The sequence below is a fragment of the Pannonibacter carbonis genome (assembly GCF_003012935.1).
Lineage (GTDB): Bacteria > Pseudomonadota > Alphaproteobacteria > Rhizobiales > Stappiaceae > Pannonibacter > Pannonibacter carbonis.
Genome location: NZ_PUDR01000009.1, coordinates 102,447 through 119,532, shown reverse-complemented (window position 1 = coordinate 119,532; position 17,086 = coordinate 102,447). Strand labels below are relative to the sequence as shown.

18 protein-coding genes are annotated in these 17,086 nt (G+C 62.6%); 10 read left to right on the top strand and 8 right to left on the bottom strand.

Annotation, left to right across the window (positions count from 1 at the left end; translation table 11 throughout):
- Positions 1 to 63: 63 nt before the first annotated feature.
- The 4 genes from C8348_RS13935 to truA all read left to right on the top strand — a co-directional run bounded on the left by C8348_RS13935 (position 64) and on the right by truA (position 3,681).
- The gene (locus C8348_RS13935) at positions 64 to 696 is read left to right on the top strand and encodes a MarC family protein (protein WP_106753952.1); all 633 of its coding nucleotides are present in this window, start codon (positions 64 to 66) and stop codon (positions 694 to 696) included.
- A 44-nt stretch (positions 697 to 740) separates the two neighbouring features.
- Entirely contained in the window at positions 741 to 1,679 is a 939-nt protein-coding gene (gene fmt / locus C8348_RS13930; protein WP_106753951.1) for a methionyl-tRNA formyltransferase, read from the top strand.
- Between the two features lie 612 nt (positions 1,680 to 2,291).
- On the top strand, positions 2,292 to 2,825 hold the full coding sequence (locus C8348_RS13925) for a GNAT family N-acetyltransferase (protein ID WP_106753950.1): 534 nt from the start codon (positions 2,292 to 2,294) through the stop codon (positions 2,823 to 2,825).
- A gap of 4 nt (positions 2,826 to 2,829) precedes the next feature.
- Entirely contained in the window at positions 2,830 to 3,681 is an 852-nt protein-coding gene (gene truA / locus C8348_RS13920; protein ID WP_106753949.1) for a tRNA pseudouridine(38-40) synthase TruA, read from the top strand.
- On the opposite strand, the gene C8348_RS13915 is transcribed toward truA, so the two are convergent.
- The gene (locus C8348_RS13915; RefSeq protein WP_244294021.1) at positions 3,627 to 4,436 is read right to left on the bottom strand and encodes a DUF2189 domain-containing protein; all 810 of its coding nucleotides are present in this window, start codon (positions 4,434 to 4,436) and stop codon (positions 3,627 to 3,629) included. The two genes, truA and C8348_RS13915, sit on opposite strands and share 55 nt — an antisense overlap.
- A gap of 268 nt (positions 4,437 to 4,704) precedes the next feature.
- On the opposite strand from C8348_RS13915, the gene C8348_RS13910 reads away from it, so the two are divergent.
- The 4 genes from C8348_RS13910 (at position 4,705) to C8348_RS13895 (ending at position 7,787) form a co-directional block, all read left to right on the top strand.
- Positions 4,705 to 5,130, top strand: coding sequence for a DUF805 domain-containing protein (locus tag C8348_RS13910; RefSeq protein WP_106753947.1), 426 nt, complete (start codon positions 4,705 to 4,707; stop codon positions 5,128 to 5,130).
- 56 nt (positions 5,131 to 5,186) lie between these two features.
- On the top strand, positions 5,187 to 6,365 hold the full coding sequence (dapE, locus tag C8348_RS13905) for a succinyl-diaminopimelate desuccinylase (protein WP_106753946.1): 1,179 nt from the start codon (positions 5,187 to 5,189) through the stop codon (positions 6,363 to 6,365).
- Positions 6,366 to 6,368: 3 nt separating this feature from the next.
- Entirely contained in the window at positions 6,369 to 6,953 is a 585-nt protein-coding gene (locus C8348_RS13900; protein ID WP_208983757.1) for a hypothetical protein, read from the top strand.
- A 159-nt stretch (positions 6,954 to 7,112) separates the two neighbouring features.
- Positions 7,113 to 7,787 (top strand): methyltransferase domain-containing protein, encoded by a 675-nt coding sequence (locus C8348_RS13895; RefSeq protein WP_106753945.1) that lies wholly within the window; start codon positions 7,113 to 7,115, stop codon positions 7,785 to 7,787.
- Positions 7,788 to 7,802: 15 nt separating this feature from the next.
- Here the strand turns inward: C8348_RS13895 and def are convergent, their stop codons facing one another.
- Entirely contained in the window at positions 7,803 to 8,321 is a 519-nt protein-coding gene (def, locus tag C8348_RS13890) for a peptide deformylase (protein WP_106754059.1), read from the bottom strand.
- A 139-nt stretch (positions 8,322 to 8,460) separates the two neighbouring features.
- Here def and C8348_RS13885 point away from each other — a divergent pair, with 139 nt between their 5' ends.
- Positions 8,461 to 9,660 carry a DNA recombination protein RmuC gene (locus C8348_RS13885; protein WP_106753944.1) on the top strand — a complete coding sequence of 400 codons (1,200 nt, stop codon included), beginning with the start codon at positions 8,461 to 8,463 and terminating at the stop codon, positions 9,658 to 9,660.
- 18 nt (positions 9,661 to 9,678) lie between these two features.
- Here the strand turns inward: C8348_RS13885 and C8348_RS13880 are convergent, their stop codons facing one another.
- The 3 genes from C8348_RS13880 to C8348_RS13870 form a co-directional block, all read right to left on the bottom strand.
- A complete protein-coding gene (locus tag C8348_RS13880) occupies positions 9,679 to 10,557 on the bottom strand; it encodes a C40 family peptidase (protein WP_106753943.1) in 879 nt (292 codons plus the stop codon).
- 12 nt (positions 10,558 to 10,569) lie between these two features.
- Complete coding sequence (locus tag C8348_RS13875) at positions 10,570 to 10,920, bottom strand: MarR family transcriptional regulator (protein WP_106753942.1); 351 nt, start codon at positions 10,918 to 10,920, stop codon at positions 10,570 to 10,572.
- Positions 10,921 to 10,989: 69 nt separating this feature from the next.
- Positions 10,990 to 12,339: a leucyl aminopeptidase family protein gene (locus tag C8348_RS13870; protein ID WP_425270821.1), complete on the bottom strand. Its 1,350-nt coding sequence runs from the start codon at positions 12,337 to 12,339 to the stop codon at positions 10,990 to 10,992.
- Positions 12,340 to 12,608: 269 nt separating this feature from the next.
- On the opposite strand from C8348_RS13870, the gene C8348_RS13865 reads away from it, so the two are divergent.
- Positions 12,609 to 13,430 (top strand): tetratricopeptide repeat protein, encoded by an 822-nt coding sequence (locus tag C8348_RS13865; RefSeq protein WP_106753940.1) that lies wholly within the window; start codon positions 12,609 to 12,611, stop codon positions 13,428 to 13,430.
- A gap of 118 nt (positions 13,431 to 13,548) precedes the next feature.
- Here C8348_RS13865 and C8348_RS13860 read toward each other — a convergent pair whose 3' ends face one another.
- The 3 genes from C8348_RS13860 to C8348_RS13850 are packed head-to-tail and all read right to left on the bottom strand — an operon-like array spanning position 13,549 to position 17,057.
- A complete protein-coding gene (locus C8348_RS13860; protein WP_106753939.1) occupies positions 13,549 to 14,529 on the bottom strand; it encodes a type II secretion system F family protein in 981 nt (326 codons plus the stop codon).
- Positions 14,530 to 14,541: 12 nt separating this feature from the next.
- Entirely contained in the window at positions 14,542 to 15,561 is a 1,020-nt protein-coding gene (locus tag C8348_RS13855) for a type II secretion system F family protein (protein WP_106753938.1), read from the bottom strand.
- Entirely contained in the window at positions 15,561 to 17,057 is a 1,497-nt protein-coding gene (locus C8348_RS13850; protein WP_106753937.1) for a TadA family conjugal transfer-associated ATPase, read from the bottom strand. The genes C8348_RS13855 and C8348_RS13850 overlap by 1 nt, the downstream gene beginning before the upstream one ends.
- Positions 17,058 to 17,086: the final 29 nt, after the last annotated feature.

Here is a 17,086-nt window from a genome sequence, read left to right as displayed (position 1 = left end):
CCGGGCCCATGCCATCATGTGCCCGCGCCAGCCCCTGCGCGGGCTTTTTGCACCGGAGTCCTCATGGATCAGGCCTTCTTCCTGAAGATGTTTGCCGCACTGATCGCCATCGTCAGCCCGCCGGCGAACCTGCCTGTGTTCCTGAGCCTGACCGCCGGCCGCACCCCGGCCGAGCAACGCAGCGTCGCCATCACCGCCATCGCCGGCCTCACGGTCGGTGCCGTGCTGGTGTCCTTCACTGGTGAGGCCATCCTGACGCTGTTCGGCATCTCTCTTGATGCCTTCCGCCTGGCCGGTGGCTTCCTCATCCTCCTGATTGCCATCAATCTGGTTTCGGGCGAGCAGAGCAACGTGCACCATGGCACCGACGAGGAGCGCCGCCGCCAGGCCTTTGCCGGCAACCCCGGCATCTATCCCCTGGCCGTGCCGATGCTGCTGGGTCCTGGTACCATCACCACGCTGATCATTTTCCGCGGCGAAGCCGTCGACCGGGCGGATGACATCGCCTATGCCGCGGCGCTCGGCCTCACCATCGCCCTGATGGCCGCGACGCTGCTGGCCGCCCCCCTTCTCGGCCGCATGATGGGCGAGACCGCCACCAGCATCATGAGCCGCATCATGGGCATGCTGCTGGCCGCCATCGCCATGGAAATGATGGTCGCCAGCCTCAAAGTGCTGTTGCCGGGCCTTGCCTGACTGCGCCATAAGAGCGGCACTCCAAACTTGGACACTGGACGCACATGACCCTTCGCATCGTCTTCATGGGTACACCGGACTTTTCCGTGCCCACCCTCATGGAAATCGTCGGCCAGGGCCATGACATCGTCGCCTGCTACAGCCAGCCGCCCCGGCCCGCCGGCCGCGGCATGGAGCTGAAGAAGTCGCCCGTGCACGAAGCCGCCGAGGCGCTTGGCATCCCGGTGTTCACGCCGAAATCGCTGAAAGGCACCGACGACCAGGACATCTTTGCCAGCCACGACGCCGATGTCGCCGTGGTGGTCGCCTATGGGCTGCTGCTGCCGCAGGCGGTGCTGGATGCGCCGCGCGAAGGCTGCCTCAATCTTCATGCCTCGATGCTGCCGCGCTGGCGCGGTGCTGCCCCCATCAACCGCGCCATCATGGCCGGCGACACGGAAACCGCCGTTCAGGTCATGCGCATGGAAGCCGGCCTCGACACGGGTCCGGTCTGCATGTCCGAGACGCTGGCCATCGGGACCGACATGACCGCCGGCGAGCTGCATGACCGGCTGTCGGCGCTCGGCGGCGATCTCATGGTACGCGCCCTGGCCGCCCTGTCGCGCAATGCGCTCGGCCAGACGCCGCAGTCCGAAGACGGCGTGACCTATGCCTCCAAACTCTCCAAGGATGAAACGCGGATCGACTGGACGCGGCCGGCGGCCGAGGTCCACAATCACATCCGCGGGCTGTCGCCCTTCCCCGGCGCCTGGTGCGAACCCGTGCTCGCCGGCAAGGGGGAACGGGTCAAGGTCCTGCGCTCAAAGCTGGCCGATGGGTCCGGTGCACCTGGAACGGTGCTGGATGTCTCCGGCGATCCGGTGATCGCCTGCGGCACTGGCGCCATCCGACTGGTCACCGTCCAGCGCGCCGGCAAGAAGCCGATGCCGGGCGAGGAATTCCAGCGCGGTGCCAAACTGACAGCGGGCGACGTAATCGCCTGATCGGTGCGAGAAACGAAAGCGCTAAGATCGTGTGGCACAGCCTCTCAGCCCCCCTCCCCCTGGTGGGGAGGGGTTGGGGGTGGGTGGCAACGCCAGACAGGGGCGAGAACCGAAAGCGCTAAGCCCGTGTGGCACAGCCTCTCGTCCTCTCCCCCCTTGAGGGGGAGATGCCCCCGGCAGGGGGCAGAGGGGGGTGAGCTGCCTCACGGACTGTCGCAATGCTGGAATGATCGGAAGCGCCGCTACCCCCCTCTGTCTGCTGACGCAGACATCTCCCCCTCAAGGGGGGAGAGGGGCGCGGCGGCGAGTGGTATGTGTTTGGGGCGAGTGACATATTCAGCACGCCACAAAGCTGGACGAAGATGATTGATTGCCTGGTAAGGGCGAGAACCGAAAGCGCTAAGACCGTGTGGCACAGCCTCTCGTCCTCTCCCCCCCTTGAGGGGGAGATGCCCCCGGCAGGGGGCAGAGGGGGGTGAACGGCCTCACGGACTGTCGCAGCGCTGGAATGATCGGAAGCGCCGCTACCCCCCTCTGTCTGCTAACGCAGACATCTCCCGCTGAAGGGGAGAGAGGAGCGCGGCGGCGCGGAATGAGGAAAAAGGACACCGTATGAGCGATCTGAGCAACACGCCAAGGATCAGCATTCACCCGGTTGGCGCCAGTGACGAGGCGGCGGTGGCCGATGTCATTCGGGCGGCCTTCGGGCAGGAGGCCGAGGTCCGGCTCGTGCATAACCTGCGCCATTGCGGGGCCTTGGTGCTCGAGTTGCTCGCCCGCACAGACGATGGCCGCGTCGCCGGTCATGTCGCCTTCAGCCGCGTGACCGGGGCGGGACCTGGCCACCGGCTGCAGATTTCCTGCCTTGCTCCGGTTTCGGTCAATCCGGACCTGCAGCGCACCGGCATAGGTTCGGCCCTGATCCGGGCCGGTCTTGAGGACCTGCGCCGGCTTGGCGAGGATCTGGTCCTTGTTCTGGGTCCGCCGGCCTATTACCCGCGCTTCGGCTTCGATGCTGAGCTGGCAAAAAAGGTCCAGGCGCCCTATGCCGGCGCGGCCTTCATGGCGCTGGCCCTCAGCGAAGCGGGCAGCCACGATCTGCCCGTCGAGGTCAGCTTCGCCTCTCCCTTCGAGGAGTTCGAATAGGGCAATGCCGCGTTACAAGCTGACCATCGAATATGACGGCCGCCCCTTTGTCGGCTGGCAGCGGCAGGCCAACGGGCCGTCCGTCCAGGCCGTGCTCGAGCGCGCGGTGAAATCCTTCTGCGGCGAGGACATCACCATCGGCGGCGCCGGCCGAACCGACACGGGCGTGCATGCCACCGGGCAGGTGGCGCATGTCGACCTCAGCCGCGACTGGCCGACCGAGACCGTGATGGGCGCGGTCAATTTCTACTGCCTGCCGGATGCGGTGGCGGTCATGTCTTGCGAAAAGATGCATGACGGCTTCGACGCAAGGTTCTCCGCCATCCGCCGCGCCTATCGCTATCGCATCCTCAACCGGGTTCCCCCGGTCACCTTCGAGCGCGGGCTGGTCTGGCACGTGAAGCCGGACCTCGATGCCGCCGCGATGCATGAGGCCGCGCAGATCTTTATCGGCCACCACGACTTCACGACCTTCCGCCACACCCGCTGCCAGGCGAAAAGCCCCGAGAAGACGCTGGAGGTCTTTACCGTGCGCCGCGAGGGCGACGAGGTCATTGCCGAATGCGCGTCGCGGTCATTCCTGCACAATCAGGTCCGCTCGATGGTCGGCACGCTCAAGCTCGTCGGCGAAGGCCGCTGGACCGCCGATGACGTCCGCGCCGCGCTTGCCGCGCGCGACCGCAAGGCCTGCGGTCCGGTTGCCCCGCCCGACGGGCTCTATCTGACGCGGGTGGACTACCGGCCGGCCGAGGTGGACCTGGCCTCGCGCGCCGCCTGGCTCGCGGCAGCGCGCGGGAACGGTCAGGCAGATGCAATCGACGTGGACGACGATGACGACGAGGGCTCGGACGGCTGATCCGCCTCGACCGGCGGAGCCGGCAGCACGCAGCTGCGGTAGATGTGCCAGGTCGTATGCCCCAGCACAGGCAAGGTGATGATCAGGCCGACGAAGGCCGGCACCATCGAGATGATCAGCGTCACGGTCACAACCAGCGCCCAGCCAATCATCGGCACCGGGGAGGCCACCACCGCCCGGACACTGGTTATCATCGCCGTGATGAAATCCCGGTCCTGATCCATCAGCAGCGGGAACGAGATCACCGTCAGCGAGAACAGCACCACCGACAGCAACGCCCCGACCACATGGCCGATCGCCAGGAACATCAGCCCCTCGGGCGTCGAGATCACGGTCTCGACAAACTCGCCGAATGTGGCAAAGGACTGGAAGCCGAGGAACAGCGCAAGCAGCAGGCGCACCTGGTACATCCACATGATCATCACGAACAGCACCACAAACGCCATCCAGGCGATTTCCTTGCCCCGCTGCGCCCAGATCACCCCAAGGACTGCTGACCAGCTGAGCGGCTGGTTGCTCTCGATCCGGCGGCTGACCTCATAGAGGCCGCAGGCAATGAAAGGCCCGACCAGCGCAAAACCGGCGGCGAGCGGATAGCTGAGATAGCTCATCTGCAGCGCGGAGGCGGTCAGGATGATGAACAACCCGCCGAGCGCATAGATCGCTCCGAAAAACAGGCCGTATTGCGGGGCCCTGCGGAAGTCGCGCAGGCCCTCCGCCAGTGCGTCGACGATGTCCTCCATCTCGATCACCATCACCACCGGATCGGGCCGTGTCACAGGTGCCGGAGGGGCGGAAGGGGGTGTGGAAGAAGCGGGCGCGGTGTCCTCGATCTGCATGGCTGCGTTTTCTCCGGAAGGGTCGTTGTTTTCTCCCAGATTGACCTGAATTTGTCGCAAGGCCAACCGTAGTTTCCAGTACGCTGAAGGCCTCTTTTTGCGCCTCTCCGACGCTTCTGCTTGATCCGCCGACCGGTTGGCACTACCTGCGGGGAAGACGCGTTCCGAACAGACCGGTTTCCAGATGCAGCATGATCTTCCCCCGGCCAACACGGCCCCCGGCTTTTTCTGGCTGTTCCTCAGCCCGATCGGCCGGCTGGGCCGCAAGCCTTACTGGCTGGCGCTGGTCCTTTTATGGATCGTCATAGCCATTGCCGCCAACATGTGGGTCAAGTCGCTGCCGCCTGAAACGGACATGGCAGCACTTCAGGTGGCTGATTTCCTCAGCTCCAACCCTCTGTTCCCGTTGCTCTTTCTGATCGTAACGGCCGTCGAGCTGGCGCTGGTCATCAAGCGCCTGCAGGATCTTGGCCTGCCGGGATTGCTGGCGCTGCTTGCCTTCGTGCCCGTGATCAACATCCTCGGGATTTTCGCGCTCGGCTTTTTTCCAGGCAACGCGGGGCCAAATCGCTACGGCCCGATGACCAACAGCTACTACCGCCGCAGCTAGGCACCCGGCTCACCGATTGACGCCAGGCCTTTGACGGGGCTACAGACAAAAGCATCATGACCCAGCCCTTCTCCTCCGCCGTCACCATCGCCCGCGACCTGCTGCGCTGCCCGTCCGTCACACCTGCCGAGGGCGGGGCATTGCAAGCCCTTGAAAAGACACTACAATCCGCTGGCTTCGCGGTTATCCGCGTGACCTTTTCCGACACCGGCACGCCGGACATCGAGAACCTCTTCGCCACCATCGGCAGCGGCAAGCCGCATTTCGTCTTTGCCGGTCACACCGATGTCGTCCCCCCCGGCGACCTGACCGCCTGGCGTCACGGTCCGTTTGACGGCACCATCGAGGGCGGGGTTCTTTACGGGCGCGGCGCCGTTGACATGAAGGGCGGCATCGCCTCCTTTGCCGCCGCAGCGCTGGCGTTTCTGGAAGAGCGTGGACTAGAGTTCGGCGGCACGATCTCGTTCCTCATCACCGGCGATGAGGAAGGACCCGCCGTCAATGGCACGGTCAAGCTCCTCGAATGGGCAAAAGCTCAAGGTTATCAATTCGATGCCTGCATCGTCGGCGAGCCGACGAACCCGGCTGCCCTGGGTGATGCCATCAAGATCGGCCGGCGCGGCTCGCTCTCCGGCGTCGTCACTGTGACCGGAACGCAAGGCCATGTCGCCTACCCGCATCTGGCGCGCAACCCGATCCCGGGACTGCTGACCCTGCTTTCGGCCCTCGAAAACCTGACGCTTGATCAGGGCAACGAACGGTTCGAGCCGTCCAACCTCGAGATCGTCAACATCGAAGTCGGCAACCCCGCCTTCAACGTGATCCCGGCGCGCGCCGAGGGGCGGTTCAACATCCGCTACAACGACGAGTGGACTCTGGCCAGCCTGAAGGACAAGGTCACCGCAACACTGCAGGCATGCGCACCGCAAGATCTTGAATACACTCTGGAATTCAAGCGCGACGCCAGCGAGTCCTTCCTGACGCGCGACGACACCCTTATCGGCCGCCTGTCCGACGCAGTCGAGGCAGAAACCGGTCGCAGGCCCGAACTGTCGACGGGTGGCGGCACCTCGGATGCCCGCTTCATCAAGGACTATTGCCCAGTGGTCGAGTTCGGCCTTGTCGGCCAGACAATGCACAAGATCAACGAGTGTGTTGCCATGGAAGACCTCGACAAGCTGGCTGCGATCTACCGTCGGTTTCTCGACGCCTATTTCCCTGCAGCTGCGGAGTAATCGATGTTCCGGCCCGGCGAGCTGAAGACAGCACTGGCAGCAAGCTGGGCCCTGTTCCGCGGTGATGCGTCGGCGGTCAATGCATTCGACATGTCGATGTCTGGATTCTGGCGGTCCTTCCTTGCCATTCTTCCGTTACTTCCGCTGTATTTTATCAACGTAAAGTCGGAAAAGAAGCTCCTTCTGTCGGACGGACAGATACCGGTTGAAACTTTCTCCGAGAATGTCTTCTGGTTTACACAGTTCCTGTCCCTTGGCCTTGACTGGATCCTGTTTCCGCTGATCCTTGCCTTGCTCGCTGGACCGCTCGGGCTATCGACAGGCTACGTCCGCTTCATTGTCCTGCGCAACTGGACAAGCATCCTGTGCGCATTGCCCTTTGTGCTGGCGGCGCTCCTGCATCTGGCAGGTTTCCTCAACCAGGGCGGCGTGCTCCTGATCAGCCTGCTGACCGTCGGCGCGGTGCTGCACTTCCGCTACCGGCTCGCACGGATTGCCTTCGGCGCGCCGGCCAGTGTCTGTATCGGACTGGTCGCCCTGGACTTTTTGCTCTCCCTGCTGATCGGTGTCCTTGTCATTCGCGCCTGACAAGGATCAGGCCGACAATCGACCGTGTGTTAATCGGGAATTATCCGGGGCCTGATATGACAGGTCATTCGGCAAGGTCACGCAAACCGCGCCGTCACCATTCATTGACCGCGCGGGAACTTGCCCAGGCGCGGACCGTTGATTTGTCAGGAGTTCAGCGTGCTCGACCTGTCGCCCGTTTCCGCACAGAACAGCTTTCGCAAGAAGCGTATCCAGTCACTGGCCCGGATGATTGACGACGTCATTCGTGTAAAGGGGCACTGCCGGATCATCGATATCGGCGGGGTCAGGGGGTTCTGGCTCGTCTGGCGCAATGAACTCGACTTTGCCAACATCACTGTCGATTGCGTCAACCTGTTTCCCGAGACAGATCCTTTGCCGGAAGACATGGAAAACGTCCACATGCGCCTTGGCAATGCCTGTGACCTCGCAGATGTGGCAGACAACGCTTACGATATTGCGTTCTCGAACTCCGTGATCGAGCACGTCGGTTCCTGGAGCAACAAGAAGGCCTTCGCGCGGGAAGCCCGCCGCGTTGCCCCGTCCTATGCGATCCAGACGCCGAGCTTCGCCTTTCCGGTCGAACCGCATGCGCGCACGCCGTTCCTGCACTGGCTGCCGGATCCGCTGCGCTACCGAATTCACCTTGCCATGACGACGGGCTTCTATCCCAAGGCCGCAGACCTGGACCAGGCCATGGCCTCGCTCGAGGATGCACGCATGCTCGACCTGCGCCAGATGCGTTATCTGTTCCCGGACGGCGAAATCGAAAAAGAGAAGTTCTTCGGCCTGACCAAGTCCTTTACGGCCGTCCGGCATGGACTGCCGCAGTAGCTCACGGGCGCGGAATCAGGCCTTTTCGGCCAGACGGGCCTGTTTCTGGAATTTCTTGACGACGCGGTCCCGCTTGAGCTTCGACAGATAGTCGATGAAGAGCTTGCCATTGAGATGGTCGAGCTCATGCTGGATGCAGGTTGCCAGCAGTCCGTCGGCGTGGATCTCGCACTCCCCGCCGGTGCGATCCAGGAAGCGAACCTTGATCTCGGCCGGGCGCTCGACTTCTTCATAGTATTCGGGGATCGACAGGCAGCCTTCCTGATAGACGGACAACTCAGGCGAAGACCAGACGATCTCCGGATTGATGAAGACAAGCGGCGCCTTCGGCTGATCTTCCTTGGCCACATCGACCACGAACAGGCGCTTCAATTCACCGATCTGGCTAGCGGCAAGGCCAATTCCAGGCGCCGCATACATGGTCTCCAGCATGTCGTCGGCCAATTGCCGGATGCTGTCATCCACGCTTGTGACGGGATTGCAGACCTGGCGCAGGACCGGGTCAGGGAGGATGAGGATGTCGCGTTTGCTCATGCAGACGAGATAGGCAAAGCCGCGCCAACGGTCAACGGCATTCCTTATGTGGCGAAGCCACAAAAGCAGGAAATGCTGTCCAGGCGCTGATTGCACGTGCGGGCCTGCACAAGCGCCCGAATCGTTCTATGTTTGTTTCATGCAAGACACCCTTTTCATCTTTGGTACCCGGCCCGTCAGCGTGCTGGAAGCCACCATCACCGCAGCCCTCCTGCTGCTGGCCATCCTGCTGCTTGTCGCCTTCAAGACGCTGCGCCAGATCCGGGAGGGCGCGACCAGCGAGGCAGTCGCAGCCGAGCGGATCCAGGAGCTGGAGTCGCACCTGTCGCAGATGCTGAAGGCACAAGGCGAAATGACCGGCCGGATGCAGACGATGGCCGAGGTTTTCGGTTCCCGGCAGTCGGACATGATGCGTGCCGTCAACGAGCGGCTGGATGGCATGGGGCACAAGCTTGGCCTGTCGATGGCCGACACGACAAAACAGACCCATGAGGGTCTCAGGCAAGTCCATGAGCGGCTGGCGGTGATCGACCGGGCGCAACGGACAATCTCCGACCTGTCCGGACAGGTTGGCCAGCTGCAGGCGATCTTGTCCAACAAGCAGACGCGTGGCGCGTTCGGCCAGGCGCGCATGGAAGCGATCATCCAGGATCAGTTGCCGCCCTCCGGCTACAGCTTCCAGGCAACCCTATCCGGCGGCTCTCGGCCGGACTGCCTCGTCCATATGCCCAATGGCGCACCGCCGCTGGCCATCGACGCAAAGTTTCCGCTTGAAGCCTTCAACCTGCTGCGACAGGCCGCCAGCGACGAGGACCTGAAGATTGCGCAAACACAATTTCGCCGGGACTTCTCCAAGCACATCGGCGACATCAAGGATCGCTATCTGATCCCCGGCGAGACCCAGGATACGGCCTTCCTGTTCGTCCCCTCGGAAAGCATCTTCGCAGAGCTGAACGAGAACTTCGAAGACCTGATCCAGAAGGCGCACAGGTCGCGGGTTGTGATCGTCTCGCCGTCCCTTTTGATGCTGTCGATCCAGGTGATTCAGGCGGTCCTGCGCGACGCGCGGATGCGCGAGCAGGCTCATCTGATCCAGGCCGAGGTGCGGCATCTCACTGATGACATCGTTCGCCTGAACGAGCGCGTCGGCAAGCTGCAGTCGCATTTCGCGCAGGCGAACAAGGACATCGACCAGATCCTGATCTCGACCGAAAAGATCGGCAAGCGCGGCCGCAAGATCGAAGATCTGGACCTCGGGGAAATGGCGCGAGACGCCGCAGCCACGCCCGTGCCCAGCGCGAGCGGAGAGCGCATCCGGTTGATGGCCGGGGAGGAGTGATCCATCCCCGGCGCCGCCTCAAAGGCGGCGAATGCCCGTCAGTGCGCCATACTCTTTTGCGCCGATACGGACGAGGGCTTCGGCGAGCGGCTCCTGCGATACGGTCATGGTGAAGCCGTTGGCATGGGTCAGAAGATCGGGCGTGGACAGCACGCCGACGTGCCCGCGCCAGAACAGCAGATCACCGCGGCGAAGATCCGCCGGCAGCGGATCCCCCTCGCGGAAGGATAGCGCGGTGCCTGCTTCTGCCTCCTGCATGTCACTGTCACGCGGAAGCGCATGGCCGCCAAAGCCCGCCGACAGCTGGACCAGGGCCGAACAGTCGAGCCCGAGGGATGAGCGTCCGCCCCAGAGATAAGGGGTACCAACGAGGCTTTCCCCAATCGCGACCCAGTCCGCCTCGACATGACCTTCGGAGACCAGATGACGTGCGACGACGAAGGAGCCATCGGCGAGGCGCGCATAGGCTAGCCCCCGCGTCTCCGCATGTGCGACAACGGTGACCTTCGACCCCAGCGACAGATATCCGATCGGCGGAAACTTCAGATCCGGTCCGGGGTAGCGGAATGTGCGCAAGGCGCGGACGCAGTGTGTTGTCACCTGGTCGAGCGGCGCGATGTCATCGGACGAAAGCCAGCCGACGTAGCCGTCGGTCCGCAACTGCCCCCAGGCCCAGCCTTCCATCGTCGTCTCGAAGATGTCGAAGACCTCGCCGAACAACGCCTCCGTATCGATGCCGCAATCCGGGCGGGGATCACGGCGCAGCGCTGTCGCAGAGGCCGTCACACGATAGGGGACGGGATCGGCAAAACGCTCTGCTTCAACGCGTCCCCGGTAACTTGTTGCAGCCAGATCGGCGCGCACCGGGTGACGGCGGCGGTCAAAGGTGGCGGGCATTTCCTGTCTCCTTCACCGTGGCAGGGACTTTGCCTTTTCAACCACGAGATCGCCCAGACGGTCGAGATACAGAGCCCCCTCAACCGTGCGGGTGATGATGACGTTGCGCTTGTCGGCCTCATCGCGCTTGCGCGAGAGAAGCCGCATGCCACCCAGCGTATCGAGCGCCCGCGTGATCGCAGGCTTCGTGACGCCAAGGCGGGCAGCCAACCCCCGCACCGTGTGCGGGGGCGGCTCCAGATAGACGGTCAGCAGGATGGTGATCTGGCGCGCCGACAGATCCTGCTCCTCGTCGCGGACGAGGGAAAGATTGACGTCGTGCCAGAGCTTGAGCGCCTGCGAGGCGCGGATCTCCACCGCCATGGGTCTGGCGCGCTCCCTCAAGAGAATCGGACAGCGCAAGCAGACCACACAATCGTTTCGCCCGCGTTATTATTTGACCGGATAGCGCTCGCTCAGCAGCGAGAACAGGGCGCGCAGGGCCTGCCCCTCGCCTCCGGACGGCTTGCCGGGCCGTTCGATCGGCGTCCAGGCAAAGATGTCGAAATGGGCCCAAGCAGCGGCGTTCTCGACAAAGCGGGACAGGAACAGCGCTGCCGTGACCGATCCGGCGAAGCCGGCACCGGACTGGTTAACGTTGTTCATGTCCGCGACCTTGCTGTCGAGGTACTTCATGTAAGGCTGCCACAGCGGCATGCGCCACAGCGGATCCGCAACCTTTTCGGCATGCTCTGCGATGCCTGCCGCCAGGGCCTCATCGGCCGTGTAGAAAGGCGGCAGATCCGGCCCGAGCGCAACACGGGCGGCGCCGGTCAGCGTTGCCATATCGAGGAGCAGGTCCGGCGCCTCCTCATCGGCCAGGGTCAGGGCGTCGGCGAGCACAAGACGGCCTTCCGCATCGGTGTTGCCGATCTCGACCGTCAGGCCCTTGCGGCTCGGCAGCACGTCACCGGGACGGAAGGCGTCGCCGGAAATGGCGTTTTCCACGGCGGGGATCAGCACGCGCAGGCGGACGGGGAGCCCTGCATCCATGATCAGATGCGCCAGCCCGAGCACATTGGCCGAGCCACCCATATCCTTCTTCATCAGCAACATGGAACTGGAGGGCTTGATGTCGAGACCGCCTGTGTCAAAGACGACGCCCTTGCCGACCAGTGTGACCTTGGGATGAGCTTCATCACCCCAGGTGCAGTCGATAAGGCGCGGCGCACGGGTGGCGTCGGCTGCGCGGCCAACGGCATGGATCATCGGGAAATTCTGCGAGAGCAGGTCATCGCCGAGCACGACGCGGCTGGTGCCGCCATGCGCTGCAAAAAGCCCGGTCGCCGCACTCTCAAGCTCAGCCGGCCCCATGTCATTGGCTGGCGTGTTGACGAGATCGCGGACAAAGGCAACGGCCGTCACGATGCGCCGGACACGGGTAAGCACCGCCTCGTCTTCAAGGTACAGGCGCGGCTGTTCCTTCTGGTCGCCCGAGCGATAGCGGGTGAAGCGATAGGCGCTGAGGCCAAAGGCAACGGCTGCCTGCTCCTCGTCAGCAAACCCTTCTGCAAAGGCGTAGTCTCCAGCCGGGAGACCGGCGAGAGCGCCACCGGCCATCGGATCTGCCGTTCCTTCCTCCGGTACACCGAACAGGACGGCAGCGGGGCTCGCGCCAGGTCCCGGGACAACGAGAAGAGTGCCAGCCGCAGCCTTGTAGCCCTGGATGGTGGCCCAACCGGCCGCATTGGCTCCGAGCTGATCGAGAACAGCTGGAAGGCTGGCAACTGTTACCGGATGGATCCGGACGAGGACGGACGATGCGTCGATCGGACAAAGCAGATTTGCGGGGGCGGCGGGCAAAACGGACACGGAAACGCTCCTTGGCGTCGAAAGGCGGGAGTACCAGAGGTAATCCCCTGCCCGGCGCTTTGCAATCATCTGGCGCCGGCAGCTGCGTAGCGGTTTCGCAAACTGCAGCCGATTAACAATGCATTAGGGTTAACGAGATATTGCTCGGAGAAAGGTCGCCTGTCGTGCGGCCCATCCCTGAGTTCTCCCAGGAGCCCGACATGTCCGAAAGCGCCGCGACCCGTCCGGCCCGTCCGCACAGGATCCTCACGCTGGCCGCAACCGCCCTTGCGCTGACCCTCGTCGGGGGCTGTGCCAAGACAACACGCGGAACCACCGGGACCCATGCCGCGCCGGACGTGAACTACATTGCCCCCGGCTCGTCGGAGGCCCGCGCCGAGGTCGACCGCTGGGGCAGGGCCTACCAGTCCAATCCCGCCGACCGGAATGCGGCTATCGGCTATGCCAATGCCTTGCGCCGCAACGGGCAGCTTGAGCAAGCGACTGCAGTTCTGCGCCAGTTCATCATCAAGAATGGCAATGACCGGGAGGTCGCATCCGCCTACGGCAAACTGTTGGCGATGACAGGCAACTTTGCGGAGGCGCTGAATGTGCTTCAGGATGCGCAGTCGCCAACACAGCCGGACTGGCGATTAATGTCGGCGGAAGGCGCTGTGCATGACCAGATGGGCAACAATGCAAGGGCACGTCAGCTCTACACCCAAGCGCTGAAGATTGCGCCGGACGAGCCGTCCATCCTCAACAATCTCGGAATGTCCCATCTTCTGTCCGGCCAGCTGCCGGACGCAGAATATGCATTGCGGCGGGCGGCGCAAAATCCGCGCGCCGACAGCCGGATCCGCCAGAACCTGGCCCTGACGCTGGCCCTTCAAGGCAAGTTCCAGGAAGCTGAGAAAGTCGCAACGACGGAGCTTGACCCGCAACAGGCTGCCTCGAACATCGCCTATGTCCGCGCCATGCTTGACGCCCGCCGGCAGCAGGGCGCGGGTCCTGCGCAGGGGCGGACACCGCAACGCGGCTGACCTGACCCCGAAGCCCTGATTTCCAAACGAGCGCCATCGCAGGCGCTCGTTTGCTTTGCTTCCACGCAATTTTAAACGCTAAAGCCGCCGCCACGTCTGCTGAACCGGGTCGGGCGCCTTACTTGAATGTCGCCATGATCTGCATCACGGCCGGCCCCATGATGACGAAGAACAGAACGGGCAGGAAGAAGACGATCATCGGAACGGTCAGCTTGGGTGGCAGGGAGGCTGCCTTTTTTTCAGCTTCCTGCATGCGTTGTTCGCGCACGTCATCGGACATGACCCGCAAGGCCGTCCCGACCGGTGTGCCATAGCGCTCGGCCTGGATCAGGGCCATGGTGACATTCTTGACGCCGTCAACGCCTGTCCGCTTGGCAAAATTGATGTAGGCCTGTCGCCGCTCCTGGAGATAGGACAGTTCGGCATTCGTCAGTGTCAGCTCTTCGGCAAGCGGAATCGACTGGATGCCGATCTCTTCTGCAACCTTGCGGAACGCTGCCTCGATCGACATGCCGGACTCAACGCAGATCAGCATCAGGTCAAGCGCGTCAGGCCAGGCACGGCGGATCGACAGCTGCCGTTTCGTAATCAGGTTCTGCAGGTAGACATTGGGTGCAAACACGCCCAACCCGCCAGCAACCAATGCCGCACAAAACTTTGTAAATCCTGGCAATGTATCGGGCAGAAGTGCAAAAGCATAGAACAAGGCAACAGTGAACAGCACCACTGGAGCTACAACACGCGCAAACAAGAAGGTATAGAGAGGGCCGACCCCGCGAAAACCTGCCATCCTCAGCTTATCTTGCGTGTTCTCATCGGCCAGCGCGGATTTCAAATTCAAACGATCAACCAGGCTTTTGACATGCTGCCTCGGCTGGTTGCGCAAGGTCGAACGAACGTCCTGCCCCTTTTCCGTTGCCATGCGCGCCCGCTCACGCGCGCGCATCTTCTCGCGCTCCAAAGCGACGGACTTCATCCTGCCCTTCAAGCCATCGCGCTCGAAGATCGGCATGATCAGGGTGAACAGCGTCCCCGCCACCGCAATCATGGTCAGAGCGGCGATCACAAGCTGGCTATCGCTGAGACCGGCGAGGGTCATGAAACCATACTCCTAAAAATCAAAGTTAATCATCTTTCGCATGACCATTATTCCAACAAACATCCAAAACAGCCCTCCTGCAATAATATAATTTCCTGCTGTTTCAGTAAAAAGTAGCATTATATAATCTGGAGCAACAAGATATAGAATACCCGTCACGACAAACGGAAGAGATCCGATAATACCTGCTGATGATTTTGCTTCTGAACTCAGCGCCTGAATCTTTCCTTTCAGCGTCTTTCGCGAACGAAGGACTTTTGCCAAATTCCCGAGTGCTTCAGACAGGGCGCCACCAGCTTGCTGCTGGATGGCAACGACGATGGCAAAGAAATTCGCCTCAGCAAGAGGCACCCGTTCCGGCAGACGGCCAACCGCCTCGGTGAGCGTCAGGCCCATCATCTGCGCCTCGACGATCTTGCGAAATTCACTGGCGACCGGCTCCCGCGCTTCGGTTGCCACAATCTTGATACAGTCGCCGAGCGGCAAGCCTGCCTTGACGCCGCGCACGATGATTTCTACCGAATTCGGCAATTCGACGAGAAATGCCTCAAAGCGCTTCTTGCGCCGCCATGACAGAAAGAAGCGGGGAAATCCCAGTCCGCCGACAAAAACAAACGCGGCCGAAAACAGGAGCGAGCCGGTTGTCAGGATACCAAGCAGGCCAAAAACAACCGCCGATGCCAGACTGAAGTAAATGAAGTGCTTTTTTTCCCACTCGAGACCGGCCTGCTCGATACGTGCATTGAGCGTGAGGTTGGAGGCTTTCTTACTGCGGGCCTTTTGCTTGTCCTCGAAATCCTTCAACTGATCCTGAACCGACTTGCGCCGGCGGTCTGCGTCACGCACAGGACGCCGCTCCGCGATGGTGGACGGGCGGGTTGCGATCTGGCCAAGGCGCTCGTCGCGCTTCTTGGAGCCGGAAAGGACAGGCTCAAACAAGGCATAGAGAATGCCGCCAATGCTGAAGGCGACGAGAAGCGCCACGGCAACCGTCATGACTTCAGGGCTCATGAAGCTCCTCAGCGCGTCCATCAATTGACCTCCGTCGCTTCGGCAGCATCAAGCGCAGCGGCAAGACGCTTCTCCTCGCCGTAGTAACGGGCACGATCCCAGAACCTCGGCCGGCCAATGCCAGTGGACCGATGACGGCCAATGAGCTTGCCGTTCTGATCCTCGCCGATGATGTCGTAGAGGAACAGGTCCTGGGTGATGATCACATCACCTTCCATGCCCAGCACCTCGGTGATGTGGGTAATGCGGCGCGACCCATCGCGCAGACGCGCGGCCTGAACCACGATATCGATGGACGAGCAGATCATCTCGCGCAGCGTCTTTGACGGCAGCGAGAACCCGCCCATGGTGATCATGGATTCGGCACGCGACAGGGCTTCGCGCGGCGAGTTGGCGTGCAACGTCCCCATCGAGCCATCGTGACCCGTATTCATGGCCTGGAGGAGATCGAAGGCCTCCGGGCCACGGACTTCACCGACGATGATGCGTTCAGGACGCATGCGCAGACAGTTCTTGACCAGATCACGCATGGTGATCTCGCCCTCCCCCTCAAGGTTGGGCGGACGTGTTTCGAGGCGCACCACATGGGGCTGCTGCAGCTGCAATTCAGCCGAGTCCTCGCAGGTGATGATGCGCTCGGTCGTGTCGATGTAGGCCGTCAGACAGTTCAGGAGTGTCGTCTTGCCCGAACCGGTACCACCCGACACCAACACATTACAGCGGCAGCGACCGATGATCTGAAGGACCGTCGCCCCCTCAGGCGTGATCGATCCAAAGCGGACGAGCTGATCCAGCGTCAGCTTGTCCTTCTTGAACTTACGAATGGTGAGTGCCGGTCCATCAATGGCCAGCGGCGGGGCGATGACGTTGACACGCGAGCCATCCGGAAGACGTGCGTCGCAGATCGGCGAGCTTTCGTCGACACGGCGCCCAACCTGGCTGACGATGCGCTGGCAGATGTTCATCAACTGCGCATTGTCGCGGAAGGCGATGCCGGTCTTCTGCATCTTGCCTTCGGTTTCGATGTAAACCGTATGGGCACCGTTGACCATGATGTCGGCGATGTCATCACGCGCCAGCAGCGGCTCCAGCGGACCATAGCCAAGGACGTCGTTGCAGATGTCCTCGAGCAGGTCTTCCTGCTCGGCAATGGACATGACGACATTCTTGAGCGCGATGATGTCATTGACGACATCCCGGATCTCATCGCGGGCGTCTTCGGGACCAAGGCGGCTGAGCTGCGACAGGTCGATGGCCTCGACGAGCGCGCCAAAGATCGAGGCCTTGGTCGTGTAATACTCAGCAGAACGGCGCCGCTGCGGCTCTTCTTCCTTCTTCGGAGGTGCCGGTGGCGGCGGAGGGGGGGCGGCCTTGGCCGAACCCTGATCATCATTGGGTGCTGGCTGGCGCAGGTCTGCAACGAGCTGGGCTGCCATCTCGCGCTGTGGCGCGGCAGCCGGGGCGGGATGCGCGCCGGGCACGGGTCCAGTTGTCGTGGTGCCACGTCTGCCGAACATAGTCCTTACCGTATCCCTTCAACGAGCCG

What these genes read in the sequence shown, in the direction of transcription:
- C8348_RS13865 (WP_106753940.1), top strand. Translation starts at nt 12,609, where the DNA reads ATGTCCGAAAGCGCCGCGACCCGTCCGGCCCGTCCGCACAGGATCCTC.
- C8348_RS13880 (WP_106753943.1), bottom strand. Translation starts at nt 10,557, where the DNA reads ATGCCCGCCACCTTTGACCGCCGCCGTCACCCGGTGCGCGCCGATCTG.
- C8348_RS13915 (WP_244294021.1), bottom strand. Translation starts at nt 4,436, where the DNA reads ATGGTGATCGAGATGGAGGACATCGTCGACGCACTGGCGGAGGGCCTG.
- C8348_RS13925 (WP_106753950.1), top strand. Translation starts at nt 2,292, where the DNA reads ATGAGCGATCTGAGCAACACGCCAAGGATCAGCATTCACCCGGTTGGC.
- C8348_RS13850 (WP_106753937.1), bottom strand. Translation starts at nt 17,057, where the DNA reads ATGTTCGGCAGACGTGGCACCACGACAACTGGACCCGTGCCCGGCGCG.
- truA (WP_106753949.1), top strand. Translation starts at nt 2,830, where the DNA reads ATGCCGCGTTACAAGCTGACCATCGAATATGACGGCCGCCCCTTTGTC.
- C8348_RS13910 (WP_106753947.1), top strand. Translation starts at nt 4,705, where the DNA reads ATGCAGCATGATCTTCCCCCGGCCAACACGGCCCCCGGCTTTTTCTGG.
- C8348_RS13860 (WP_106753939.1), bottom strand. Translation starts at nt 14,529, where the DNA reads ATGACCCTCGCCGGTCTCAGCGATAGCCAGCTTGTGATCGCCGCTCTG.
- C8348_RS13935 (WP_106753952.1), top strand. Translation starts at nt 64, where the DNA reads ATGGATCAGGCCTTCTTCCTGAAGATGTTTGCCGCACTGATCGCCATC.
- C8348_RS13900 (WP_208983757.1), top strand. Translation starts at nt 6,369, where the DNA reads ATGTTCCGGCCCGGCGAGCTGAAGACAGCACTGGCAGCAAGCTGGGCC.
- C8348_RS13875 (WP_106753942.1), bottom strand. Translation starts at nt 10,920, where the DNA reads ATGGCGGTGGAGATCCGCGCCTCGCAGGCGCTCAAGCTCTGGCACGAC.
- def (WP_106754059.1), bottom strand. Translation starts at nt 8,321, where the DNA reads ATGAGCAAACGCGACATCCTCATCCTCCCTGACCCGGTCCTGCGCCAG.
- dapE (WP_106753946.1), top strand. Translation starts at nt 5,187, where the DNA reads ATGACCCAGCCCTTCTCCTCCGCCGTCACCATCGCCCGCGACCTGCTG.
- C8348_RS13885 (WP_106753944.1), top strand. Translation starts at nt 8,461, where the DNA reads ATGCAAGACACCCTTTTCATCTTTGGTACCCGGCCCGTCAGCGTGCTG.
- fmt (WP_106753951.1), top strand. Translation starts at nt 741, where the DNA reads ATGACCCTTCGCATCGTCTTCATGGGTACACCGGACTTTTCCGTGCCC.
- C8348_RS13855 (WP_106753938.1), bottom strand. Translation starts at nt 15,561, where the DNA reads ATGGACGCGCTGAGGAGCTTCATGAGCCCTGAAGTCATGACGGTTGCC.